The organism is Psychrobacter sp. CMS30 (genome assembly GCF_904846565.1).
Taxonomy (GTDB): domain Bacteria; phylum Pseudomonadota; class Gammaproteobacteria; order Pseudomonadales; family Moraxellaceae; genus Psychrobacter; species Psychrobacter maritimus.
In genome coordinates, this window is sequence record NZ_CAJHBF010000001.1 from 235093 (window position 1) to 249211 (window position 14119).

The window sequence follows — 14119 nt, forward strand, 5'->3', positions numbered from 1 at the left end:
GCTGACGCAATGTTGATTTTATCAACCATAATACATACTGTCGTTTTCGACAGCGCTCATTATACTACATTTACGTCTGGAAGCAAGCCACCATTTATCTTTCCAGTAATAACATTAAAAGGTATCAGCCATAATCGGGCGAGATTTGACTGCTGGTCAGGTGTTTTACGACAGTCTGTACTATCACCTTTATTATACGCTTGTTGTCTAAGCTCGACAGGTCGCCTGATATCATCTTGCACCGGATAAACCAACCATACTTGCTCTGCACGATAAGCCTGCGCATAACTGGTCAACTGATAGGCGTCATTGGCGCTAATCGCACCGGCGTGCGCTAGGTACTTCCATTTCATATCAATCACGTGGCTATAATGACCTAAGCTACAATTACCTGCGCTCTCACTCTCACTGACTTCTATATCATCCTGATTTTTCTTCTGACCTAAACCGAGATAAGCACCTTTGTCAGCAGCTGCTTTATATATTAATAAATCGGGACGAATAGACAAACACGCCTGCCCTTCTGCATCGTTTAGCCAGACGCTTTGTGTTTGGAATAAGGGCTTATAAGCCAAATTGGTTTGCTGAAACATTGTCGCTATACGCAGGCTTGCCCATTGCTCAAACGCTTGATTCATATCAATCAATAAGCATAAACGTGGTTGAGAGGCATTGAGAGCGGCTGATGGATTCGGATCAATTCCATTACCAGTATGGGCGTCAGATTGTTGCAAGAGCCAATAAGCCAAATCTAGTAACTGCTGCGCCGCTCGTAATTGCTGCCGAGATAAAGGCTGCAGCGCTAACTGGCGTTTTGCTTGCTGATATAACAGCTCGAGCCGCTGCAGCTCATAGCGACTTAATACTGCTACTTGCTTCCATAACTGCAATGATGGCAGTAACATCGATGCTAAAAATAGCGGCGTAAGCAAGACCAGCGCACTTTTAATCAAGCGATTACTAAGCATCTCTTGGCTTAGCACACTGCTCTCACAGACAAATTTATGCGGCTGCATGCTGTTATGGCGCAGCTGTTCTTTGATAAGCAAGCGACCTTGTAGCGCTGCTTGGTTATGAATTTGCGCCTGATAGTGCTTGGTCGGTCGATAGTGAGATAAACGCTGTAAAAACTGCGCAATCAGCCAGTCTGACAATGGCAGTGCTGTGAGTGGTAGCGCGGCTAACTGATTGCTAAATTGATCTAAGTTTTTTGTATTAGGGAGCTTATTTTTAGAAGGGCTACTATTGGTTAAATCAGCCAACATATCCTGTACCCATTGGCGCGTCTGATTGATAGCGCTAGATTTGGATGACTCGTATGGTTGCTGCGGATTGTGCTTGCTAGACGTTTTTGCCATTAACTTGGGCAATATCTCAAGCGTCATACCACTTGGCAATAAAATAACACCAATATAATGGCCAACCTTTAGCTGCCATCGTCCTTGCTGGCGTTTAATACTAAAAACGGCATATTCTTGCGCCATTAACCAGTGAAAATCCGCTACGTGTACAAAATCACGCGCTGTTAAACGTTGGTGTTCAAACACCGTAATAATATGAGTATCAGTCGTAGTTGCATTGACGCTATTAGTGCTATTAGCACCATTAGCGCTGCTACCTATTGCTTTACTCTCAGGCTGTAATACTCTACTCATCACTAGCTAGCAACCTTATTAATATAAACGCTGATAGACAAACGGCTTTGTAAACTCAGCGCTGTTATCTAGTAAATTAGTATTAATTTTATAACTGCCCGTACTCATAGACTGACTGAGAAAGGACTGCTGTCCTGCAAACAGCTGATTCGGACTATTTGGATTAACCGAATTATTTGCATCATTATTGATGAGCGCTTGGCTATCTTGTATAAACTGCGCACTTATCGGCTGCTGCTCATCTTGGAAGATATATTGCAAAATAGTCACTTGTCCAGCCGCGGCTTGCGCCAATTGTGGAATGATTTGTTCAGTCAGTGCGGTTTGCAATTGCTCAATACTGTCTACTGACCATAAAAACGCATGACCTAGTTGCGCCTCTGCCCCCAGCGTTTGCGCGATGCGACTATTTAAACCCGTTAAGAGTTTCGCTAAATCAATGGTTTCTGTTGGATAACGGTTTTCTGTTGAATAAAGGGTTTCTGCTGGATTAGCTGTTTTAGAACTAAACGTTTCTGAATTAACTGCTTCTGAGTCTTGATTAAGATAAAGAATAGGCAATAATTCAGGCTGCGGTAGACAGTCAATAAAGCGAAAGCGCCTTCGTAATGCCATATCAAGCGGCGCTAATGAATGGTCTTGGCTGTTCATGGTGGCATAAATATCAACGTTGGCAGGGACGCTAAAGGTTCGCCCTGAATAAGCCAAATTGACCGTCATCGCGTTTGTCATGCCGGCACGTTTGTCTGGTTCAATCAAACTTAGCAGCTCGCCAAAGACGCGTGACACGTTAGCCCGATTGATCTCATCAATCAGCATCGCATAACGCTGATCAGGGTCATTAGCCGCGCGTTGGCACAATTTTAAGAATGCGCCGTCTTGAATGGCGTAACTCATTTGCGACGAACTATTCGTTGCAGGACTGGTCGCCGCCATCACCGGGCGGATACCTTCGACAAACTCCTCATAACCATAGGCCTGATGGAAGCTGACCATACTAAAGCGCTGTTGGCGAAACTCTTGGTTTTGGCTATTATTCTCGCATTGTGCTTGTTGAAACTCGGCTAATTGCTGCGCTAAATCGCTTAACAAATCCATGCTTTCTGGGAGCAGATACCATGCGCCGCTATTATCTTTATCAAAATAGGCTTGGCTGGCTCGATTTTTATAACTCACCGTTTGTGAGCTAGCAGGCGTATGCATTTGCAGCACAGACCAAGCGGTATTGCTTAAGTTTTTATCACGCGCATTTTGCGCCGCTTTGCTAACAAAAAACTCATGATTGACAATTTCTGGCACCTTGACTAAGTCCTGTCTTTTGGACTTAAAATCTAAAAATATCAAACAAACGACATCACGCCAGCTTAATTCCTGCAGCAGTTGTCCCAGTAAATCCTTGTCATTTATCCTTGGTAAATAATCGGTATATTGCTGCGCGATTTGGAGCAAGCGATAGGTTTTACCCGTACCAGCGACGCCGGTATAAATGATATTGGTCGGTTTTTGAGGAGACATATCCGGCACAGCCTTATCCAGTATTAAAAAATCACGGCAACGATACTTCAGCATTTTAGCCACGTAAGAGTTTAGCTATTATAACGTAGCTCTTTTGCATTAAATGACCTAACATTCAGTGGTGCTGTTTTTCAGTAGTACCATTTTTAGCAACCTTACTTTTAGCGACGTTATTACTAATATTTATTGCGAACATTTAAGGTATCGTTACGTTAGTCATATTTTATAAGCGCAGCAGTTCATGTTAATAATAGTAGCGATACGGCACTTAATGTACCATAGTTAGAAATTTACTAAGTTAGAAATGCGCCAGCGTTAAAATAGCTGCTAGGATAAAGCTGGTTACTTTTCTCATTTAGCGCTTATTTTCTAACCATCCGTTAATTAACCCAGTTGGCTAGCTTAATAAACCAGCTTTGTTAATTAATATGATTCAACCACTCCAAATTGAGGAATGTTGTATGTCAGGATTATTAAAAAAACTCCCTACCAAGCTGACCAATAAACGAGCAGCCAAAGTAGCTGACAACACAAGATTGCCAGTCGAAAAACCAAATAGCACCTTAAAACCCATCAGCAACCAATTTACCAAGCTGCTATCAGTCACCAAATATTTACCGGCGGGTGCGCGCGCCAGCATTTTGTCGAAAGCCTTTGGTAAAGTGGTGCCATATGTGGGCACAACGGGTATCTATTATGAGACCGTCGACCCCAATCAAGTGGTGGTCAGCTTAAATAATACCAAAGCGGTGCAAAACCATATTGGCTCAGTCCATGCCGTTGCCATCACTTTACTTGCTGAAACCGCAACAGGGTTTATTTTGGGTTTAAACCTACCGTCTGACCGCGTATTATTGATTAAATCTTATTCGGTGAACTTCTATCGTCCGATTAAAAAAGGTCAGATTGCTGCCGTGGCGTCATTATCGGACGAGCAGCGCTTGGATATTTTAAATACGCCAAAGGGTGAAATGGTAATTCCCTGCGTGATTCATGACCGTGAGTCAGATAGCGACCGTGACCCTATCGTCGTTGAGATGACGTGGGCTTGGATACCCAAATCTGAGCTAGAAGCGCGCCGTCAAGGTAAAGCCGCTAAAGCGCTAGAGAATAATCAAGTTGACAATAAAGAAACTGAAGAGAAGCCGTCTGAAGACCAACCATCTGAAGACAAACAACCTGAAATAGAGCAATCTGAAAGTGAAGAAAGCAGTAAGCACTCGACGCCAGAACTCGAGAGCAATTAATTTCAATTTGTTAAAGAAGCAAATAGCTACCAAAAAAATGGATTTAAGAAATACCACAATAATAAGGAGACAAGCATGTCTATATATATTAATAAACTGACTACTCAATTATCTAAAGCAGTGCTGATTAGCGCATGTTTATTAGGCTTAGGTTTTGCCGTTACTGCCAATGCCGCGCCAACGACTAATAATGCAACCGTCACCAAATCTAGCCCAGTATTTCTCGGTGATGGCGGCAATTATCCATTTTCAGAAGCGGTACGTGTCGGCGATACGCTCTATATGTCAGGACAGATTGGTTTTAAAGACGGTAAATTGGTCAAAGGCGGCGTAAAAGCGGAAGCCAAACAAGCGCTCGATAATATCCATGAAACCTTGTTAAAGTACGGCTATCAAAAATCAGACATCGTCAAATGTATGGCGATGCTGACCGATATGGATGATTTTGATGACTTTAATAAAGTCTATAAAGCAGAGTTGGCTAAGCCATACCCTGTACGCTCAGCCTTTGGCGTTTCAGAGCTGGCAGCGGGCGCAAGCGTTGAAGTTGAATGTATCGCCGCAAAATAGCAGCGCTATTTAAAATAAGCCAAACTAACTTTTTGATTACGCGGTTATTGAGCCAATTGCACTGACTTTTGACTCAATAACCGTTTTGCTTTATACAATCGTTTTTCTTTATACCATCGTTTTTTTATACAACCATAGCATCATCAGTCAGGGCACTTTCTTTGGTTACCCGCAGTACTTCTTCTAACGTCGTCCGACCTTCTATGACTTTGCGTAGTCCATCAGCTCGTATCGATGGCGTTTGCTGACGGGCGTACTCTTCTAGCTCGTACTCGGCAGTATTACTATGAATCATCCGGCGCAAGGTATCGTCAATCGGCACCACTTCATATATCGCCGTCCGCCCTTTAAAGCCTGAATTATTACATTTATCACAGCCAACGGGTTTTGGTAAATTAATAATATTCTCTGTTAATTTTTCAGTAGCCGTACTTTTAGCATTTGCCGCTATACCAATTTCAGTAAATAATTTGGCCTGCTCGTTATCAGCAGCTTGCCAGCCATGACAATGCGTGCATAGCGTCCGTACCAAGCGCTGGGCGACGACCCCAATCAGCGATGACGATAACAAAAATGGCTCAACGCCCATATCTTGCAAACGTGTGACTGCACCGATGGCGGTATTGGTATGCAGTGTCGATAATACCAAATGCCCTGTCAAAGACGCTTGTACGGCAATTTCCGCGGTTTCTAAATCGCGAATCTCACCAACCATCACAACATCTGGATCTTGCCGCAACATGGCGCGTAAACTTTTAGCAAAGGTCATATCGACTTTATTATTAACCTGCGTTTGCCCAATGCCATCGAGCTGAAACTCAATTGGATCTTCAGCGGTCAAAATATTACGGGTTTGGTCGTTCAAATCAGTTAATGCCGAATATAGCGTCGTGGTTTTCCCCGAACCCGTCGGTCCAGTCACCAAGATAATGCCATGCGGGCGATGGATTAAGCGCTTAAGCTCGCTATAGTCATTATCAGATAGACCGAGATACGTCATATTCAGACGACCTGCTTGTTTATCGAGCAGTCGCATCACTACCCGCTCACCAAAGCTTGATGGCAACGTCGATACGCGCACATCGACCTCACGCCCTGCCAGCCTTAAGCTAATACGCCCATCTTGTGGCACACGCTTTTCGGCAATATCCAATTTGGCCATGACCTTAATACGCGAGACCAGTAACGGCGCCAATTGGCGTTTTGGTGTGATGATTTCTTTTAGCTCACCATCGACACGGAAGCGTACCACTAGCCGCTTCTCAAAAGTTTCAATATGAATATCTGAGGCATTTAGACGAATCGCTTCCGACAATAGCGCATTAATCAGACGAATAATCGGCGCATCGTCTTGTTGGTCCATCAAGTCTTCCGTTTCGGGGACGCTATCTGCCAAGCTATCAAGGTCAGGATGGTCTTCAAGCCCAGCGGCGATATGCTGCGACTCGCCCGTATTACCAGCATAAGCGGCATTCATGCGTTTTTCGAAATCATCAGCGCTGATACTTTCGTAATTTGGTACGCCACGCACGCCTTGCTGCTGTAAGAACCGCACCGCTTCATTAATGGCGGACAGTGGCGTGGTTTTGGTCAATACCAGTGTCGGCGGCAACTCGGGATCAATAGCAAGAATGGCCAAAATTTGATGGCGTTTTGCAAAACTGTACGGCAGCTGCAGCATAAAGACGACCTAGTGAGTGGCTAATTTAAAAAAAGAACTTATAAAACAGCTTATAAAATAACTTTGAAAATGGCTTTGAAAACAGCCTTGAAAACACAATCTAATACATGCTAAAAAATACTACTGACTTAACTGTTTAAAGCCGCCTGCCTAAATCGTTAAACTGGGTAAAGATTGTCAGTAAGCGCGCATGAGTTTGTTATAATAACATTTTGTTTTATACAAGTAGCAAGGCTTTCATGTGATTTATCGCTTTGTCGCTTAAGCATCAGTATGATGAGGCTCAAGACAGCACAAGCCTCTATTTATCCTATGATGACTAGCTATATTTAATTATTGTGTGTTTAATTATTGTGTGTTTAATTATTCTGCGTTAATCATTGCTAGTATTGATGCCAGTCTTTGTTCATTACTTTTTGTCACCTTGTTCACTACGTCATTAGTCACCTTTGTTCGCCCGCTATTAGGATTATCCTTATGTCACAAGCCGCAAATGCTCCTACCAACGCTCAGTCATCTTCACAAGAGTCCTTGTCAAAAGACACTTTTACTGTCGGCAGTCGTACATTTTCTTCTCGATTGTTGGTCGGTACCGGTAAATATAAAGACATGGCTGAAACGGGTGCTGCTATTGGTGCCTCAGAAGCTGAGATTGTCACCGTTGCTATTCGCCGTACCAATATTGGCCAAAATAGCAATGAGCCAAATTTATTAGATGTCATTTCACCGGATAAATATACCATCTTGCCCAATACCGCAGGCTGTTTTGATGCCGAAACCGCGATTCGGACGTGTAAGCTTGCTCGCGAGCTATTAGGCGGGCATAATCTGGTTAAGCTAGAAGTTTTGGGCGATGAAAAGACCCTTTATCCAAATGTGATGGAAACTTTAAAAGCAGCAAAAGTGTTAATCGATGATGGCTTTGAGGTCATGGTGTATACCTCTGACGACCCTATTGTCGCTCAAGAATTGGAAAGCATGGGTTGCGTGGCGATTATGCCGCTTGGTAGCTTGATTGGCTCTGGCCTTGGCTTGCTGAACCGCCATACCCTAAGTCTTATTATCGAAAATGCCAATGTACCGGTATTGGTTGATGCTGGCGTCGGCACCGCTTCTGATGCGGCGATTGCCATGGAGCTTGGCTGTGATGGCGTGCTGATGAACTCAGCCATTGCCAATGCGCAAAATCCAGTGATGATGGCAAATGCTATGAAACATGCTATTTGGGCAGGTCGTCAGGCATTTTTGGCAGGTCGTATGCCGATGCGCAAAATGGCCGCTGCCAGCTCGCCGCAGACCGGATACTTTTTTCAGTAGTTTTTTAGCTTAAGCTTTTAAACTTTAGCCTATAATTTTCTTGATTTTATAAGCTTAAGCCGCTAAAGATATGGGTTATGGCATAATTAAATAATAAAAGTCCCGTGACCCATACTTTTTATATTAAGATATTTTTGTGACTACTTTTAGGTTTTTAATCGTTTTTGCTAAATGCTTTATCCTAGTTACGCTTTACCTTTGTTTAACTGAATACCTATTTATTTTATTGCCATTTTTCATTCATCGTCATAAAAGGATTTATTATGCGACTTCTCACAGCAGTCGACCAGTTGTTCTTACTTCTTGAGTCGCGTAAACAACCCATGCATGTTGGGGGTCTATTCCTATTCGAATTGCCAGAAAATGCCGATAACAGTTTTGTCTGTCAATTGGTCAAACAAATGCAACACTCTGAGGTGCCGCCAACCTTTCCGTTTAACCAAGTGCTCGAACATTTAATATTCTGGAAAAAAGACAAGCACTTTGATGTTGAACATCACTTGCATCATGTGGCACTACCAAAGCCCGCCCGTGTACGCGAGCTCTTGATGTACGTTTCAAGAGAGCATGGCCGTCTCTTAGACCGTGCGATGCCGCTATGGGAATGTCACGTCATTGAAGGTATTGAGCCAGAAAACGAAGGCGCTCCTGAGCGTTTTGCTTTATATTTTAAAATCCACCATTCGTTGGTTGATGGCATCGCGGCGATGCGACTGGTCAAAAAATCCTTATCTCAATCACCGACCGAACCGGTTACATTACCAATCTGGTCGTTAATGGCACGCCATCGCAACCAAGTTGATGCGATTATGCCTAAAGAGCGTTCTGCTTTGGGTATCATTAAAGAGCAAGTTTCTACCATTAAGCCAGTATTTACAGAATTGCTCGATAATTTAAAAAATTATGGCGACGACAGTTATGTCAGCACCTTTGCCGCGCCGATGAGTGTACTCAATAAACGTATTTCAGCCTCACGGCGCATTGCTGCCCAGTCGTATGAGATACAGCGCTTTAATGATATTGCTGAGCGCTTAAACATCAGTAAAAATGATGTGGTACTTGCTGTTTGTGCTGGTGCTATTCGTCGCTATTTACTATCGATAGACGCGCTACCGAGTAAGCCCTTGATTGCCTTTGTACCGATGTCATTACGCACCGATAATAGCGTTGCAGGCAATCAGTTGTCCTTTGTATTGGCCAATTTGGGTACCCATTTAGACGATCCACTCAGCAGAATCGAGCTGATTCATCGCAGTATGAATAATGGTAAACGCCGCTTCCGCCGTATGAATCAAGCGCAGGTTATCAATTACAGTGTCGTCTCTTATGCCTGGGAAGGCATCAATTTGGCAACCGGCCTGTTTCCTAAAAAGCAGGCATTTAACCTGATTATCTCAAATGTTCCTGGTTCGGAAAAACCGCTTTATTGGAATGGCGCGCGCCTGCAGTCTTTATACCCAGCCTCTATTGTATTCGACGGTCAAGCGATGAATATTACCCTTGCCAGCTATTTGGATAAGATTGAATTTGGGATTACCGCTTGTAGTAAAGCCTTGCCGCACGTGCAAGATATGCTGATACTAATAGAAGAAGAGTTACAGCTGTTGGAGCGCACCAGTAAAGAGCTTGAGTTCCAAGGGATCACGGTTGAAGATAAAAGCAGCAATAAAGGTAATGGCAAAACAAAAAAGCTGGCTCCATAACGGAACCAGCTTTTTAATATTAAGTTGTCTCAATGATTATATTTAGGTGAGGCTTAGAGGTGACGCTTAGGCGGTGCTTAAAACGCATCACCCCAAGTTGGGACAACCACTTGCATCAATGGTTTTAATAGTTTGATGTTACAAGCGAAAATAGAGCCTGAGGTCATCGAGTTGTGCGCGCCTGTATGGTCAACCACCACGCCACGTGCTTCGGTCACGATTAGCTCACCGGCAGCAATATCCCAAGGCTTGATAGACATCTCAAAATAACCGTCAAAACGACCAGCCGCCACATAACATAAATCAAGCGCAGCTGAACCTAAACGGCGAACTTGACCACCTTCTTCAGAGATTTTCTGTAAGCTCTCAAAATGCTGCTTGGCATAAGAGATAACTTCACCATTGCGTTTACGCTCAAGCGGATGACCGGTAGTAAATAAACCACCGTCAATCGTTTTACGCTCACTAACGTTGATACGGCGTTGGTTTAGACGCGCGCCTTTACCACGGCTGGCAGAAAACATCTCATCACGGACAGGATCATAGATGACGCCGTGTTGGGTAACGCCTTTATGTTGCACAGCGATAGATACACAAAACTGCGGCACACCATGGACGAAGTTTTTGGTGCCATCTAACGGATCAATAATCCAGCACCAGTCAGCATCTTCGCCGCGACCTTCTTGCATACCAAACTCTTCACCCAAGAACGAATGATTTGGATAGCTGGCTTTTAGGGTCTCAATCGTCAGCTCTTCACTGAAACGATCAATACGGGTGACCAAACCATCAAGTCCTTTAGACTCGATATCTAGCTCGATTTTGTGGCGGTTTTGATGCGCGTATAAAATCTCTTTACCGACTTTTTCAGCAGCACGCGCTGCGATGACGACCATGGGTTCCATAAATAACCTATTTGCTTGATGAATGAATACTACTTAAGAGATGTAACTTATAAAATGTACGAAAAATAAAACCTGCTTCAAAACTGACGCATAGTAATAATTAATAAAAACCCATAGCCGCCTAGCAAACCAAATATATGGTTGCCAGCAGTTGTACCGCCCAAGTTGTCAAATAATTCACACCTACGGCAAGTAGGCGAGGTTTAAGCGAGGTTTAAGCAAGGAAACAGACATGCTTTATTTTTCAATCCGCTATTTTAGCAATTTTTTATGAATGATAGGGTTTTATTTTAGCAATTGCTGGAGCTGACTGACGACCCCTGCAACATCTAGACCACAATCAGCCATTTGTTCTGCTGGCGAACCATGGGCGATAAAGCGATCAGAGATACCGATATTACAGATAACTGGGTGGCTATTTTTGAAGGCTGGCGATTCGTTAAGTAAATACTCATTTACCGCACTGCCCGCGCCGCCCATAATCATATGCTCTTCTAAAGTAGCGATATGGGTGATGCCTTGCGCGATTAAGGTTTCAAGCAAATGAGTATCTAAAGGTTTTACCCAGCGCATATTTACCACGTGTACCTGACAGTGTGATTTTATATTATCGTTAATTAGGCTTTCTGCCGCTTGCTGAGCCGTCGCAACCATCGTACCAAAGGCTAATAACGCCAATTTATTAGGCGCGTCGGCTTGACCTAATACCGACTCTACCACTGCTTTACCAATGGGATAAACTTGTGCTGGCTGAGTAATGACTGCGCCTGTACCAATACCGCGCGGATAGCGTACAGCCGTGCAGCCTTGATATTCATAGCAAGTATTAAGCAGATGGTAGCATTCGTTTTCGTCTTTTGGCGCGGCAATCAGCATATTAGGCACGCAGCGTAAAAAAGCAAAATCGAATACCCCTGCATGGGTTGCGCCGTCTTCACCGACTAAACCGGCGCGATCAATGGCAAACATCACATCAAGATTTTGTAAAGCCACATCATGGATAAGTTGATCGTAGCCACGCTGCAAAAAGGTTGAATAAATCGCGACGATAGGTTTGACGCCTTGGGTTGCCATGCCGCCTGCTAAAGTTACCGCATGTTGCTCAGCAATCGCCACATCAAAAAAGCGCTTAGGAAATTGACGGGCAAACTCAATCATTCCCGAGCCTTCTTCCATCGCTGGGGTAATGGCAAGCAATTTCTCGTCAGTAGCAGCTTTATCGCATAAAAACTGGCCAAATACTTGCGAGTATTTTAATAGCGGTGTGCTGGTTGTTAAACTGTCTTTTACTGCTTCCTTCTGGCTATCTTCAGCAGGTAGTTTACTAATAGCGTGATAGCCGACTGGGTCTAATTCAGCAGGCGCAAAACCTTTACCTTTAGTGGTATAAATATGGACTAAAACAGGGCCTTTTAACTGCTTGGCAAGCGATAGTACGCGCAGCAGCTCAGGAATATCATGCCCATCAAATGGACCAAAATAGGTAAAACCAATTGCTTTAAATAAATTGTCTTCTAATTGCGGGACATCACGCAGCTCTTTATGACGTTTACGGCGGTCAAAGGCTTGCATATCAGGGCGCTGACACAGTACTGGCTCGCCTGCATCAGAGATATCAACCTGATATCCCGACTCCCATAGCGTCGCTAAATGCCGCGAGAAACCACCGATAGAGCAAGATATTGACATATCATTGTCATTTAAAATTACCAGCAAATCAGCATCTTGTTGTACGGCGTCATTCATCGCTTCAAATGCCATGCCACCGGTCATCGCCCCATCACCAATAATACAGGCAACTGTTTGTTTAAGGCCTTGGTAACGAAGCGCTAAGCTCATACCTAAAGCTGCTGAGATAGACGTCGATGAATGCCCAACCCCAAAAGTATCATAGACCGACTCAGCGCGTTCTGGAAAAGCGGTCAAACCGTCTTTTGAGCGTATGGTGCCAAGCTTATCACGGCGACCGGTCAATACTTTATGGGCATAAGCTTGATGACCTACATCCCAAACAATCTGATCTTGCGGCGCATCTAGCAGATAATGCAGCGCAATGGTCAACTCAATCACGCCTAAGTTGGCACCAAAATGACCGCCACTTTGACCGGCTGAATAAAGCAAAAAAAGCCGTAGCTCATCCGCTAAGGTGATTAGCTGACTCTCGCTAAACGCTTTTAAATCAATCGGTGCGTCTACCGTATCAAGTAGCGGCGTATGCGGACGCTCACGTGGAATTGCTGCATACGTTTGCTGCAGGTTTGATAGCGGTGCAGCAGAATCAATGGCTGACGCAGATAATGACTTAGACTGTGGGGAATGAGTTGACTGCTGCATAGAACGTACGATACCTACCAATCTGCTGACAAGATGCTACCTTAGACAGGGGCTATTACTAACAACTGTTACTAGCAACTGTCTAAGTGGCGTTAATAATAGCGCGGCATCATAAAATACTTGATACCACAGGCTATATAATTATTAATACAGCTTTTAATATAGCTGTGAATAACGAAAAATACGCTATTTAATATGAGGCGTTACTTTTAATCTTATAATGCTAAAGATGTTATCAATGCTGTTATAAATCATGGCAATGTTTAATGATGATGCTTAATGACAATGTTTACCATGCTCAATGATTTTGCATACATATCGGACCTTGGTGACGACATAGTAATGTAAGGGCAAAGACTTGTCACTGTATCCGTCAAAATAGTATGGCATAATAGCATTTATTTTTAATTGTCGCTTTAATCATCGTGCGCCGTCTGTGAACTTTGTGTGTTTTTCCAATAAATATCAGCCACCTGCTATTTGAATCAGCAGCGCCTAGGCAATACCTTAGCTATTATTATAAAGCTTTAACAGATACCACAAAGCTTAAATAGACCTCTAGCGCCACGATGATCGGCTTATGCAGGACATTAATGTCATATCAATTTATTACTACTGCCAAACTACCTACTCGTCACGGCGAGTTTGATATTCATATCTTTGAAAATGAAGACGGTCAAGAGCATGTCATGCTTACCGTGGGTTTACCTGTGGTCAATCAAGCTGATGCTTTAAATCAGGCTGATACGGCGCTAAACCAAAAAGGCGCGGCGCCAGCAGAGCCCCTCATCCCGCTGATACGTATTCATTCGGAATGTCTAACGGGTGATGCCTTTAGCTCGCTAAAATGCGACTGTGGTCCACAGCTAAACACTGCCATGCAAGCGATACAAGAGACTGGCTGCGGGGCAATATTATACCTGCGCCAAGAAGGTCGCGGGATTGGTCTGACCAATAAAATCCGCGCTTATGCCTTGCAAGATCAAGGTCATGATACCTTAGATGCCAATCTCATGTTAGGCTTACCGGCTGATGCGCGCGTTTATGATATGTGCGGACCGATGCTCGCCCATGTCGGTGTTGATAGCGTACGCTTGATTACCAACAACCCTGATAAAGTCGCTTATTTAACGAAGCACGGTATCGATGTCGTTGAACGAGTGCCACTATTGGTTGGGGTTAACGACATGAA

At 43.8% G+C, this 14119-nt stretch carries 10 protein-coding genes; 5 read left to right on the forward strand and 5 right to left on the reverse strand.

Annotated features, from left to right (window positions below):
* Positions 1 to 59: 59 nt before the first annotated feature.
* Positions 60 to 1655: an McrC family protein gene (locus JMX94_RS00940; protein ID WP_201562418.1), complete on the reverse strand. Its 1596-nt coding sequence runs from the start codon at positions 1653 to 1655 to the stop codon at positions 60 to 62.
* Between the two features lie 18 nt (positions 1656 to 1673).
* Positions 1674 to 3170 carry an McrB family protein gene (locus tag JMX94_RS00945; RefSeq protein WP_227673454.1) on the reverse strand — a complete coding sequence of 499 codons (1497 nt, stop codon included), beginning with the start codon at positions 3168 to 3170 and terminating at the stop codon, positions 1674 to 1676.
* Between the two features lie 461 nt (positions 3171 to 3631).
* On the opposite strand from JMX94_RS00945, the gene JMX94_RS00950 reads away from it, so the two are divergent.
* Together JMX94_RS00950 and JMX94_RS00955 are read left to right on the forward strand one after the other, a co-directional pair.
* On the forward strand, positions 3632 to 4417 hold the full coding sequence (locus JMX94_RS00950; protein ID WP_227673455.1) for a DUF4442 domain-containing protein: 786 nt from the start codon (positions 3632 to 3634) through the stop codon (positions 4415 to 4417).
* Between the two features lie 75 nt (positions 4418 to 4492).
* A complete protein-coding gene (locus JMX94_RS00955) occupies positions 4493 to 4987 on the forward strand; it encodes a RidA family protein (RefSeq protein WP_201562422.1) in 495 nt (164 codons plus the stop codon).
* A 124-nt stretch (positions 4988 to 5111) separates the two neighbouring features.
* Here the strand turns inward: JMX94_RS00955 and gspE are convergent, their stop codons facing one another.
* Positions 5112 to 6668 (reverse strand): type II secretion system ATPase GspE, encoded by a 1557-nt coding sequence (gene gspE / locus JMX94_RS00960; RefSeq protein ID WP_201562424.1) that lies wholly within the window; start codon positions 6666 to 6668, stop codon positions 5112 to 5114.
* A 477-nt stretch (positions 6669 to 7145) separates the two neighbouring features.
* Between gspE and JMX94_RS00965 the strand changes: the two genes are divergently transcribed.
* Together JMX94_RS00965 and JMX94_RS00970 are read left to right on the forward strand one after the other, a co-directional pair.
* Complete coding sequence (locus JMX94_RS00965) at positions 7146 to 7985, forward strand: thiazole synthase (RefSeq protein ID WP_201562426.1); 840 nt, start codon at positions 7146 to 7148, stop codon at positions 7983 to 7985.
* Positions 7986 to 8248: 263 nt separating this feature from the next.
* Positions 8249 to 9688, forward strand: a complete 1440-nt coding sequence (locus JMX94_RS00970; RefSeq protein ID WP_201562427.1) for a wax ester/triacylglycerol synthase family O-acyltransferase — start codon at positions 8249 to 8251, stop codon at positions 9686 to 9688.
* A 77-nt stretch (positions 9689 to 9765) separates the two neighbouring features.
* On the opposite strand, the gene JMX94_RS00975 is transcribed toward JMX94_RS00970, so the two are convergent.
* Positions 9766 to 10593 carry an inositol monophosphatase family protein gene (locus JMX94_RS00975; RefSeq protein ID WP_201562429.1) on the reverse strand — a complete coding sequence of 276 codons (828 nt, stop codon included), beginning with the start codon at positions 10591 to 10593 and terminating at the stop codon, positions 9766 to 9768.
* 285 nt (positions 10594 to 10878) lie between these two features.
* Positions 10879 to 12927 carry a 1-deoxy-D-xylulose-5-phosphate synthase gene (gene dxs, locus JMX94_RS00980; protein ID WP_201562431.1) on the reverse strand — a complete coding sequence of 683 codons (2049 nt, stop codon included), beginning with the start codon at positions 12925 to 12927 and terminating at the stop codon, positions 10879 to 10881.
* Positions 12928 to 13520: 593 nt separating this feature from the next.
* Here dxs and ribA point away from each other — a divergent pair.
* A partial coding sequence (ribA, locus tag JMX94_RS00985) for a GTP cyclohydrolase II (RefSeq protein WP_201562433.1) occupies positions 13521 to 14119 on the forward strand: 599 nt, incomplete at its 3' end.

Coding starts and splice junctions, on each gene's coding strand:
- JMX94_RS00940 (WP_201562418.1), bottom strand. CDS start 1,655: ATGAGTAGAGTATTACAGCCTGAGAGTAAAGCAATAGGTAGCAGCGCT.
- JMX94_RS00945 (WP_227673454.1), bottom strand. CDS start 3,170: ATGTCTCCTCAAAAACCGACCAATATCATTTATACCGGCGTCGCTGGT.
- JMX94_RS00950 (WP_227673455.1), top strand. CDS start 3,632: ATGTCAGGATTATTAAAAAAACTCCCTACCAAGCTGACCAATAAACGA.
- JMX94_RS00955 (WP_201562422.1), top strand. CDS start 4,493: ATGTCTATATATATTAATAAACTGACTACTCAATTATCTAAAGCAGTG.
- gspE (WP_201562424.1), bottom strand. CDS start 6,668: ATGCTGCAGCTGCCGTACAGTTTTGCAAAACGCCATCAAATTTTGGCC.
- JMX94_RS00965 (WP_201562426.1), top strand. CDS start 7,146: ATGTCACAAGCCGCAAATGCTCCTACCAACGCTCAGTCATCTTCACAA.
- JMX94_RS00970 (WP_201562427.1), top strand. CDS start 8,249: ATGCGACTTCTCACAGCAGTCGACCAGTTGTTCTTACTTCTTGAGTCG.
- JMX94_RS00975 (WP_201562429.1), bottom strand. CDS start 10,593: ATGGAACCCATGGTCGTCATCGCAGCGCGTGCTGCTGAAAAAGTCGGT.
- dxs (WP_201562431.1), bottom strand. CDS start 12,927: ATGCAGCAGTCAACTCATTCCCCACAGTCTAAGTCATTATCTGCGTCA.